The 283-nt window shown below is 40.3% G+C and carries 1 protein-coding gene; it reads left to right on the top strand.

All coding sequences use genetic code 11. From position 1 onward, the window contains the following. Positions 1 to 283, top strand: a 283-nt coding sequence (locus KO493_RS01330; protein WP_216066156.1) for a hypothetical protein, incomplete at both ends; no start/stop codon positions are given.

Below are 283 nucleotides of genomic sequence, written 5' to 3'. Positions count from 1 at the left end.
AACACAGCAACCTGTAGTTTCAACGTGATTGTAGAAGATGAAATTCCAGTGGATTGTCGTATTAACGATACCACAAACCCAACAGCAAGCCATCCTTCACCAATATACGTGTCTTGCTCAGGCGCTATTCCAACAGAAGATATTTCAGTAGTTATAGATGAAGCTGATAATTGTACAGCAAATCCAACAGTAGCTTTTGTTGGCGATGTTAGCGACGGAAACATAAACCCAGAGGTCATCACAAGAACTTATAGCGTTACTGATGAAGCTGGGAATTCAATAA

The organism is Pseudotamlana agarivorans, assembly GCF_018860245.1.
Lineage (GTDB): Bacteria > Bacteroidota > Bacteroidia > Flavobacteriales > Flavobacteriaceae > Pseudotamlana > Pseudotamlana agarivorans_A.
Note: the sequence above shows the minus strand (reverse complement) of the source record. Positions and strands in the feature narration are given on the sequence as shown.